We start from the raw sequence: 10,884 nt of genomic DNA, 5'->3' as shown, positions 1-10,884 counted from the left end.
CGGCACAGATTAAGCGACTCATTATGGCCGGCAGTGTCGGCAAGCTCGGAGAACAACAGCCATGGCTGGGGATGACCGCGAGCCCATCGGGCGCAAAGGAAAACAACCAAAAAGCACCGCGTCGCGCAAGCCGCCGCGCCGTCGCCGAGACGACGATTATGACGATTACGAAGAAGACGAGTATGACGATGACGAGTATGAAGAGGAGGAACGCATGCCGCGTAAGGTGAAAGCGACTCCGCCGCGTAAAAAACGCCGCTGGCTCGGCCTGTTTATCAAACTGATCCTGGTGCTCGCCGTCCTGTTGGCGATCTATGGCGTCTACCTGGACTCGCAGATCCGCAGCCGCATCGACGGCAAAGTCTGGCAGCTGCCGGCGGCGGTGTACGGCCGCATGGTCAACCTGGAACCGGGCATGCCGTACAGCAAGAAGGAGATGGTTAACCTGCTGGAAGGCATGCAGTACCGCCAGGTCAGCCGCATGACGCGTCCGGGCGAGTTTACCGTGCAGGCCAACAGCATCGAGATGCTGCGCCGCCCGTTCGACTTCCCGGATGGCAAAGAAGGGCAGATCCGCGCCCGCCTCGATTTCCAGAATAACCGCCTGGCGAAGATCGAAAACCTGGACAGCGGCCGCAGCTTCGGCTTCTTCCGCCTCGACCCGCGCCTGATCACCATGCTGCAGTCGCCGAACGGTGAACAGCGGCTGTTCGTGCCGCGTTCCGGTTTCCCGGATCTGTTGGTGGATACGTTGATCGCCACGGAAGACCGCCACTTCTATGAGCATGACGGCATTAGCCCGTACTCCATCGGCCGCGCGGTGCTGGCCAACCTGACCGCCGGCCGCGCGGTGCAGGGCGGCAGCACCCTGACGCAGCAGCTGGTGAAGAACCTGTTCCTGACCAACGAACGTTCGCTGTGGCGTAAGGCCAACGAAGCCTATATGGCGCTGTTGGTGGATTACCGTTACAGCAAAGACCGCATCCTGGAGCTGTATCTGAACGAGGTATACCTCGGCCAGAGCGGCAGCGACCAGATCCGCGGTTTCCCGCTGGCCAGCCTGTATTACTTCGGCCGCCCGGTGGATGAGCTGAGCCTCGATCAACAGGCGTTGCTGGTCGGCATGGTCAAGGGCGCGTCGCTGTATAACCCGTGGCGTAACCCAAAACTGGCGCTGGAACGCCGCAATCTGGTGCTCAAACTGCTGCAGAACCAGGGCGTGATCGACGGCGAGCTGTATGACATGCTGAGCGCGCGTCCGCTGGGCGTGCAGCCGAAAGGCGGCGTCATTACGCCGCAGCCGGCGTTTATGCAGATGGTGCGTCAGGAACTGCAGACCAAGCTGGGCGATAAGGTGAATGACCTGTCCGGCGTGAAGATCTTCACCACGCTGGATCCGGTGTCGCAAGACGCGGCGGAAAAAGCGGTCGAAGACGGCATCCCGGCGCTGCGCGCTGCGCGTCACCTGCAGGATCTGGAAGCGGCGATGGTGATCGTCGATCGCTTCAGCGGTGAAGTGCGCGCCATGGTCGGCGGCGCCAACCCGCAGTTCGCCGGTTTCAACCGCGCCATGCAGGCGCGACGCCTGGTCGGCTCGCTGGCCAAACCGCCGACGTACCTGACTGCGCTGTCCGAGCCGGACAAATACCGCCTCAACACCTGGCTGGCGGATGCGCCGCTGTCGCTGAAACAGCCGAACGGCGCCGTCTGGCAGCCGAACAACTATGATCGCAAATTCCGCGGTCAGGTGATGCTGGTGGATGCGTTGGCCAACTCGCTGAACGTGCCGACGGTGAACCTCGGCCTGTCGGTCGGGCTGGATCAGATCAGCGCCACGCTGCAACGCCTGGGGATCCCGAAAGCGGAGATCAACCCGGTGCCTTCGATGCTGCTGGGGGCGATCGGCCTGACGCCGATGGAAGTGGCGCAGGAATACCAGACCATCGCCAGCGGCGGTAACCGTGCGCCGCTGTCGGCGGTGCGTTCGGTGATCGCCGAAGACGGCACGGTGCTGTACCAGAGCTTCCCGCAGGCGGAGCGCATGGTGCCGGCGCAGGCCGCTTACCTGACGCTGTACGCGATGCAGCAGGGTGTGGCGCGCGGGACCTCCCGCTCACTGTCGGTGAAGTTCCCGAACTACAACCTGGCGGCGAAAACCGGTACCACCAACGATCTGCGCGACAGCTGGTTCGCCGGCATCGACGGCAAGGAAGTGGCGATCGCCTGGGTCGGGCGCGATAACAACGGCCCGGCCAAGCTGACCGGTGCCAACGGCGCGTTAACCCTGTATCGCCGCTATCTGGAAAACCAGACGCCGCTGCCGCTGATGCTGCAGCCGCCGGAAGGCATTAACCAGATGAGCATCGACTCCGCCGGCAACTTTATCTGCGGCGGCGGCAGCTGGCGCACCATCCCGGTCTGGACCGACAATCCGCAGGGACTGTGTCAGGCCAGCCAGGCGGCGGTGCAGCAACAGCAGCAACCGGCGGCGGGTGAGCAAAAAGATGGCGATGGCGTCGCCGGCTGGATCAAGGATATGTTCGGTCAGTAATCGCTGCCGGGGCGCCCGCCCCGGTGAAAATTTTTGCTTTGTTATTAAGCCCGTAACCTTGGTTGCGGGCTTTTTTATTTTTCCGCTCGTTTTATTTCCCTGTTAACCGCAAGGCTAAGCGCCTAATCCTTAACCTATTTGCCCTATGAATTCGGCTTGCAGTTTAATTTGGCTTCTGCATAAAATGCGGCGCTTATAATAATTATTATCGTTTACATTCGTCATTTAATAATTCATCAGAGAAATAAATCATGCTGACCAAGCGTCTTTCATCATCCGCGGCCAAGCAGGGCCGTCTCCCCGTCAGCGCGTTAGCGATCACCGTCGCTGCGGCGTTGGGTACGCTGGCGATGCCGGCTTTTTCCGCCGACGCCAAGCCGGCCGCCAAGGAAGACACGATTACCGTTGTGGGCAGCAGCAACACCGCCCAGCAGGAAAGCGCCTGGGGGCCGGTTGGCACCTATGTCGCCAAGCGCAGCGCCACCGGCACCAAAACCGATACGCCGATCGAGAAGAACCCGCAGTCCGTTTCCGTGGTAACGCGTGAAGAGATGGACATGCGCCAGCCGGATACGGTGAAAGGCGCGCTGGCCTATGCGCCGGGCGTATTCGCCAGCCGCGGCAGCTCCACGACCTATGACGCGGTGGCAATCCGCGGCTTCCCGGCCACCAACACCACTCAGTATCTGGATGGCCTGCGGCTGCTGGGCGATAACTACAGCGAAGCGTCCATCGATCCTTATTTCCTCGAGCGCGCCGAGCTGCTGCGCGGCCCGGTCTCGGTGCTGTACGGCAAAAGTAACCCCGGCGGCCTGGTCTCGATGGTCAGCAAGCGGCCAACCACCGAGCCGCTGCGCGAAATCCAGTTCAAGATGGGTACCGATAACCTGTTCCAGACCGGTTTCGATTTCAGCGACGCGCTGGACGATCAGGGCATCTATTCCTATCGCCTGACCGGCCTGGCGAAAGACAGCGATTCGCAGCAGACCATGAGCAAAGAGAAGCGCTATGCGATCGCGCCTTCCTTTAGCTGGCGCCCGGATGACAAGACCAACTTCACGCTGTTGGCCAACATTCAAAACGATCCCTATACCGGTTATTACGGCTGGTTGCCGAAGCAGGGCACGCTGATCCCGTTGCCGGACGGCAGCAAACTGCCGACCGATTTCAACGAAGGCGAAGCCAGCAACTATACCTCCCGCAAACAGCGGATGATCGGGTACAGTTTCGAACACGCCTTCAACGATACTTGGGCGGTGCGCCAGAACCTGCGTTATATGCAGGTGGACACCGACATGAAGAGCATCTACGGATTCGGCTTGTCATCACCGACGACGATCAATCGCGCTTATGTTCAGTCGAAAGAGCACCTGAACAATTTCTCGGTGGATACTCAGGCGCAGGCGAAGGTGAAAACCGGCGATATCGACCACACGCTGTTGTTCGGCGTGGACTACATGCGCATGCGTAACGATATCAATGCCGCATTTGGCACCGCGGACGGGCTGAGCATGACCCATCCGCAATACGGGAATGACGCAGTCAACATCAACTTCCCTTACAATTATCTGAACCGTCAGGAGCAAACCGGCCTGTATGTGCAGGAACAAGGGGAGTGGAACCAGTGGCTGTTGACGCTGGGCGGTCGCTATGACTGGGCGAAGACCTCCGCTTACAACCGTGATGCGAGTTCGACGAGCCAGCAGACCGACCGGCAGTTCACCTGGCGCGGCGGCCTGAACTACCTGTTCGACAACGGCGTGACACCGTATTTCAGCTACAGCGAGTCGTTTGAGCCGAATTTGGGCACGACGCAAGGGGGCAGTACCTTCAAACCTTCGATCGGCAAGCAGTATGAAGCCGGTGTGAAATACGTGCCGAAGGATCGCCCAATCGTGCTGACCGGCGCGCTGTATCAGCTGACCAAGAACAACAACCTGACGCCGGATCCGGATAACGCGCAGTTCAGCGTGCAGAGCGGCGAGATCCGCTCGCGCGGTGTGGAGCTGGAAGCCAAGGCGGCGTTGAATGCCAACGTCAACCTGATCGCCTCCTATACCTATACCGATGCGAAGTACACCAAGGACAACACCTATCAGGGCAAACCGACCGTCGAGGTGCCGAAACACATGGCGTCGCTGTGGGCGGATTATACCTTCCACGAAACGGCGGTGAGCGGTTTGACGCTGGGTTCCGGCGTGCGTTACGTTGGCTCCAGCTCGAGCTTCAACAGCGATAACACCACCTTCAAGGTGCCGGACTACACGCTGGTGGACGCCACCATTAAATACGATCTGGCGCGCTTTGGCCTGCCGGGCTCGTCCGTGGGCGTCAACATCAACAACCTGTTCGACAAGACTTACGTATCGAGCTGCTACCGCGACTATGCCTGCTACTGGGGCGCAGAACGCCAGGTGGTCGCCACCGCAACCTTCCGTTTCTAACCGGACAGCCGGGGCGGCGGCGCGTCGCCCCGGAAAAAGCAGGATCTATGCAGGACAAACTTCTTAATCCCGGCGCGACTTTCGCGCTGGATAACGCCAGCTTCGCCGTTCCCGGCCGGGTGCTGCTGCAACCGCTGTCGCTCCGTTTTCCTCAGGGCAAAGTCTGCGGCCTGATCGGCCATAACGGTTCCGGTAAATCCACCCTGTTGAAACTGCTCGGGCGGCACCATGCACCCAGCGACGGCCAGATCTTGCTCAATCGGCAGCCGTTGGCGCAGTGGGACAGCAAATCCTTCGCCCGCCAGGTGGCCTACCTGCCGCAGCAGTTGCCGGCGGCGGAAGGCATGACGGTGCGCGAGCTGGTGGCCGTCGGCCGCTATCCGTGGCATGGCGCGCTGGGGCGTTTTGGCGCCAACGATCGCCAACAGGTAGAAGAGGCCATCGCGCTGGTGGGGCTGAAGCCGTTCGCCCACCGGCTGGTGGACAGCCTGTCCGGCGGCGAGCGCCAACGCGCCTGGCTGGCGATGATGGTGGCGCAGGACAGCCGCTGCCTGCTGCTCGACGAGCCGACTTCGGCGCTGGACATCGCGCACCAGGTCGAGGTGCTGGCGCTGATCCAGCGCCTGAGCCGCGAACGCGATCTCACGGTGATCGCCGTACTGCACGACATCAATATGGCGGCGCGCTACTGCGACCATTTGGTGGCGCTGCGCGGCGGTGACATGATCGCCCAGGGCGGCCCGTTGGAACTGATGCAGGGGCCAGTGCTGGAGCAAATTTACGGTATTCCTATGGGCACGTTGCCGCACCCGAGCGGCGGCGCGCCGGTGAGTTTTGTCTACTGATGTCCTCTGCATTCACTTCTTCTCACGATCCGCTGCGCCGCCGCCTGTTGATGGCGCTGGCGCTGGCGCTGTCGCCGCTGTTGGGATCGTTGCCCGGGCGAGCGGCGGATGCGCCGCCGGATATCGCGCGCGTTGCGGCGCTGGAATGGCTGCCGATCGAGCTGCTGTTGGCATTGGGCGTGACGCCGCTGGCGGTGGCCGACGTCCATAACTACAACCTGTGGGTGGCGGAGCCGAAGCTGCCGGCGACGGTAGTCGACGTCGGCCAGCGCACCGAACCGAATCTCGAACTGCTGCAGCAGCTCGAACCTTCGCTGGTGTTGCTGTCGCAAGGCTATGGCCCGACGCCGCGAAAAATCCAACCCATCGCGCCAACCATGAGCTTCGGCTTCAACGACGGCAGCGGCAAACCGCTGACCGTCGCCCGCCAGTCGCTGCTGGCACTGGGGCAACGATTAGGCATAGAAAGCCGGGCGATAAACCACCTGGCGCAGTTCGACAGCTTTATGCAGGACGCGCGTCAGCGCCTGCAAAGCTACACCCGTCAACCGTTGCTGCTGTTTTCCCTGATAGACACCCGCCATGCGTTGATCATCGGCCAGAAAAGCCTGTTCCAGGAAGCGATGGATCAACTCGGCATCCGCAATGCCTGGCAGGAGCAAACCGACTTTTGGGGCACGGCGGTGGTGGGGATTGAACGGTTGGCCACGGTGCGTAACGCCCGGGTCATCTATCTCGATCACGGTAATCAGGCGATGATGGACAAGGTCAGCGCGACGCCGCTGTGGCAGTCATTGCCTTTTGTGCGGCAAAACCAGCTGCGGCAGGTGCCGGCGGTGTGGTTCTACGGCGCCACGCTGTCGACGATGCGTTTTTGCCGTTTACTGGCACAAGCTCAGGAGAGTGCGTCATGAATGCGGGCATCCGGAAATTGCCGCTGACGCTGATCCTGTTGTTGCTGGCGGCGGCAGGCGGTTTGACGATATACAACCTGATGCAGCAATTGCCGCCGGCGCAATGGGCGCAGGCGCTTAGCGCGCCGAACATCGACGATGTGCGGCAAATGCTGTTCCATTACAGTCTGCTGCCGCGGTTGACGGTGTCGCTGTTGGCCGGCGCCGGTCTGGGGCTGGTCGGCGTCCTGTTCCAGCAGGTGTTGCGCAACCCGTTGGCAGAGCCGTCGACGCTCGGCGTGGCCGCCGGCGCGCAGCTCGGCCTGACCATCGCCACGCTGTGGGTGCTGCCGGGGGGCGAGTTCACCCGGCAGCTGGCCGCTATGATGGGGGCGATTGTGGTGGGCGGGCTGGTGTTCGGCGTCGCCTGGGGCAAGCGTATGTCGCCGGTGACGCTGATTCTGGCCGGGCTGGTGCTGGGGCTTTACTGCGGCGCGGTCAACAGCCTGTTGGCGCTGTTTAATTACGATCGGCTGCAGGGCATGTTCCTGTGGGGCACCGGCGCGTTGAACCAACAGGACTGGAGCGCGGTACAGTTTATCCTGCCGCGCTTGCTGGTGGCCGGCGCGCTGGCGGCCCTGTTGCTGCGCCCGCTGACGCTGCTGGGGCTGGACGACGGCGTGGCGCGCAACCTGGGGCTGGGGCTGTCGATGGCGCGCTTCTGCGCTCTCGGGTTGGCCATTATCTTCAGCGCCATGTTGGTGAGCGCGGTGGGCGTTATCGGCTTTATCGGCCTGTTTGCGCCGCTGATGGCGAAGATGCTGGGCGCTCGCCGCCTGGCGCACCGCATGATGTTGGCGCCGTTGCTGGGGGCGTTGCTGCTGTGGTTGACCGATCAGGTGATGCTCGGGGTAACGCAGGTGTGGCGTGAGATCCCGACCGGGGCGGCCACCGCGCTGTTCGGCGCGCCGCTGCTGCTGTGGCTGCTGCCGCGTTTGCGCAGCGCCGCCACGCCGCCGCCGATGAACCTGGGCGACAAGGTGCCTGCCGAGCGCGGGAATCTGCCTGGCTGGGCAGCGCTGGCCGGCGTCGTGTTGCTGATTGGCCTGACCCTGGCGCTGATGCTGGGCAAAAACGCCGGCGGCTGGCACTGGAGCCTGGGCGCGGAGCTGGACGCCTTGCTGCCGTGGCGCTGGCCGCGGGTGCTGTCGGCGTTGGCGGCGGGCATGATGCTGGCGGTCGCCGGCACGCTGATCCAGAAGCTGACCGGCAACCCGATGGCCAGCCCGGAAGTGTTGGGCATCAGCTCCGGCGCCGCTTTTGGCGTCGTGATGATGCTGTTTATGGTGCCGGGCGACGCCTTCGTTTGGCTGTTGCCCGCCGGCAGTCTTGGGGCGGCCGTTACGCTGATGATCATCATGATTGCCGCCGGCCGCGGCGGTTTCTCGACCGAACGCATGTTGCTCGCCGGCATCGCGCTCAGCACCGCCTTTACCACCGTCATCTTCCTGCTGCTGGCCAGCGGCGATCCGCGTATGGGGGGCTTGCTGACCTGGCTTTCCGGTTCAACCTATTCGGTGGAGCCGGCGCAGGCGTTGCGCACCGCGCTGATTGCCGCCGGATTGATGATATTGGCGCCGCTGTGTCGTCGCTGGCTGACCATTCTGCCGCTCGGCGGGGCCACCGCCCGTTCGGTGGGGATTGCGTTGACGCCTGCGCGATTGACCATTCTGTTGCTGGCCGCCACGCTGACCGCCATGGCGACCCTGACCGTGGGGCCGCTGAGCTTTGTCGGGCTGATGGCGCCGCATATGGCGCGCATGCTGGGCTTCCGCCGCGCGCTGCCGCAGATGGTGATCGCCGCGCTGTTGGGCGGTTTGCTGATGGTATTTGCCGACTGGTGCGGGCGGATGCTGTTGTTCCCGTATCAGATCCCCGCCGGGTTACTGGCGACCTTTATCGGCGCGCCGTACTTCGTTTATCTGTTGCGCAAGCAGACGTCGTAAGCTTCACCCCTACTTTGCCTTCTCCTCCATCAAGGGCCCAGCGTTGCTGGGCCTTTTTTCAACGCCTTGCAAGGCGTTGCGTGTCGCTGCGCAAGAAAGACATTTAACGTGAAAAGGAACGCGGGAAGAGAGGGGGAGGTGAATATACTGCGGGCGGGTGCTCTGGATCTTTGTCTCTGGAGCCCGTGCGAAAGATACAAAGAGAAAAGCCCCGAGTCGATATCCATCAACCCGAGGCCTACTCTAACGCGTGACAACGTTAAGTTAGCCTCTTACCCGCCGCGAGGCAAGGAGAAGAAGGCATGATGCCGAACAAACGGAGCCTGTTAAAACTGGTGGTTATTTGTGCCACGGTAATATCACTGGCATGGATAACCCGCAGCACGCTGTGTGAGCTGCGTATCCGATCGGGCACTACGGAGGTTGCGGCCATTTTGGCTTACGAAACCGAACGGTAAGGCAACCCAGCGGCGGGGGCTTGGCCTCCGCTAGCCGGCAGTCGATGCGTTGATCCATGAGCACCCATCCGTTCAAAAAAAACGGCGAGCCTTGGCTCGCCGTTTTTCATGTTGATGTCGGGGCTTATTTCAGGCCGGCGGCATCGCGCAGCAGCTCAGCTTTGTCGGTCGCTTCCCATGGGAAGTGTTCGCGGCCGAAGTGGCCGTAGGCGGCGGTTTCGCGGTAGATCGGCTGCAGCAGATCCATCATCTGGATCAGGCCGTATGGGCGCAGATCGAAGAATTCGCGCACCAGCAGCGTCAGCTGTTCGGTTGGCACTTTCTCGGTACCGAAGGTTTCCACCATGATGGAGGTCGGTTCCGCTACGCCGATAGCGTAAGACACCTGGATCTCGCAGCGATCGGCCAGGCCGGCGGCGACGATGTTTTTCGCCACGTAGCGCGCCGCGTATGCCGCGGAACGGTCAACCTTGGACGGGTCCTTACCGGAGAAGGCACCGCCGCCGTGGCGAGCCATGCCGCCGTAGGTGTCGACGATGATCTTACGGCCGGTGAGGCCGCAGTCGCCCATCGGGCCGCCGATAACGAAACGGCCGGTCGGGTTGATGTGGTATTTGGTGCCCGCCGTCAGCCATTCCGCCGGCAGTACCGGCTTGATGATCTCTTCCATCACCGCTTCTTGCAGATCTTTCAGCGAGATGTCTTCTGAGTGCTGGGTGGACAGAACGACGGCGTCGATGCCGACGATTTTGCCGTCGTCGTATTGGAAGGTCACCTGGCTCTTCGCGTCCGGGCGCAGCCACGGCAGGGTGCCGTTCTTACGCACTTCGGATTGGCGCTGCACCAGACGGTGCGCGTAGGTGACAGGCGCAGGCATCAGCACGTCGGTTTCATTGGTGGCGTAGCCAAACATCAAGCCCTGATCGCCGGCGCCCTGCTCGAGAGGATCGGTACGGTCAACGCCCTGATTGATATCCGGGGATTGCTTGCCGATGGCGCTCAACACTGCGCAGGAGTTGGCGTCAAAGCCCATGTCCGAATGAACGTAGCCGATCTCGCGCACGGTCTTGCGGGTGATCTCTTCGATATCGACCCAGGCGCTGGTGGTGATTTCACCGCCGACCAGCACCATACCGGTTTTCACGTAGGTTTCGCAGGCGACGCGCGCTTTCGGATCTTGCTCCAGGATGGCGTCTAGGACGGCATCGGAGATCTGGTCGGCGATTTTATCTGGATGTCCTTCGGAGACGGATTCGGACGTGAAGAGGTGTTTAGCCATTGTGTTCTTTACCTTGCATAAGACGGGTTAGAAATTACTGCACAGCGCTGGAGATCCGGCATCGAAGCGAAGGGTCTTCCGCTGATGGCGCGAGATGCATCCTGCAACGCCCCTCAGGCAAAGCCGTTAAGCAGTTTATCAGTTAACCAGTATAGATGGATTAACATCTGGACGTCTATTTTAGGTCAGGGTTTAGCCAGATTGCCAGTAGTTTTTTGCGCTTTCGCTCTTTTGCGCAAACGAGGTGGCGCCATTTTCATCGCTTGAAACAGTTTTCGGCGAATTTTCATTTTGCTTTTTCACCTGCTTACCGGTATAAACTGCGCGCGCGGTTCATTTGCTGCACAGTACGGCGGTCTGGCGTGGGGGAAGGTACGATAAACTTCCGCTTTGCATTCGCCGGCATTG

7 protein-coding genes are annotated in these 10,884 nt (G+C 61.6%); 6 read left to right on the top strand and 1 reads right to left on the bottom strand.

Features of this window, described 5'->3' with window-relative positions; translation table 11 throughout:
- The first annotated feature begins 61 nt into the window (after positions 1-61).
- From mrcB to IMX17_RS23290, 6 genes are all read left to right on the top strand, one after another.
- A complete protein-coding gene (gene mrcB / locus IMX17_RS23315; RefSeq protein WP_193550268.1) occupies positions 62-2,551 on the top strand; it encodes a bifunctional glycosyl transferase/transpeptidase in 2,490 nt (829 codons plus the stop codon).
- Positions 2,552-2,802: 251 nt separating this feature from the next.
- Positions 2,803-4,995, top strand: a complete 2,193-nt coding sequence (gene fhuA / locus IMX17_RS23310) for a ferrichrome porin FhuA (RefSeq protein ID WP_193550267.1) — start codon at positions 2,803-2,805, stop codon at positions 4,993-4,995.
- Between the two features lie 47 nt (positions 4,996-5,042).
- Positions 5,043-5,840: a Fe3+-hydroxamate ABC transporter ATP-binding protein FhuC gene (fhuC, locus tag IMX17_RS23305; protein ID WP_046897338.1), complete on the top strand. Its 798-nt coding sequence runs from the start codon at positions 5,043-5,045 to the stop codon at positions 5,838-5,840.
- On the top strand, positions 5,840-6,754 hold the full coding sequence (gene fhuD, locus IMX17_RS23300) for a Fe(3+)-hydroxamate ABC transporter substrate-binding protein FhuD (RefSeq protein WP_193550266.1): 915 nt from the start codon (positions 5,840-5,842) through the stop codon (positions 6,752-6,754). Before fhuC ends, fhuD begins: the two co-directional genes overlap by 1 nt.
- Positions 6,751-8,739 carry a Fe(3+)-hydroxamate ABC transporter permease FhuB gene (gene fhuB / locus IMX17_RS23295; protein WP_193550265.1) on the top strand — a complete coding sequence of 663 codons (1,989 nt, stop codon included), beginning with the start codon at positions 6,751-6,753 and terminating at the stop codon, positions 8,737-8,739. The genes fhuD and fhuB overlap by 4 nt, the downstream gene beginning before the upstream one ends.
- Positions 8,740-9,044: 305 nt before the next feature.
- Positions 9,045-9,197: a Hok/Gef family protein gene (locus tag IMX17_RS23290; RefSeq protein ID WP_193550284.1), complete on the top strand. Its 153-nt coding sequence runs from the start codon at positions 9,045-9,047 to the stop codon at positions 9,195-9,197.
- Between the two features lie 124 nt (positions 9,198-9,321).
- Here the strand turns inward: IMX17_RS23290 and metK are convergent, their stop codons facing one another.
- On the bottom strand, positions 9,322-10,476 hold the full coding sequence (gene metK, locus IMX17_RS23285; protein ID WP_046897341.1) for a methionine adenosyltransferase: 1,155 nt from the start codon (positions 10,474-10,476) through the stop codon (positions 9,322-9,324).
- Between the last annotated feature and the right edge of the window lie 408 nt (positions 10,477-10,884).

The organism is Serratia sp. X3 (genome assembly GCF_014982455.1).
GTDB lineage: Bacteria > Pseudomonadota > Gammaproteobacteria > Enterobacterales > Enterobacteriaceae > Serratia > Serratia ureilytica.
This window is presented reverse-complemented; position numbering and strand designations above follow the sequence as displayed.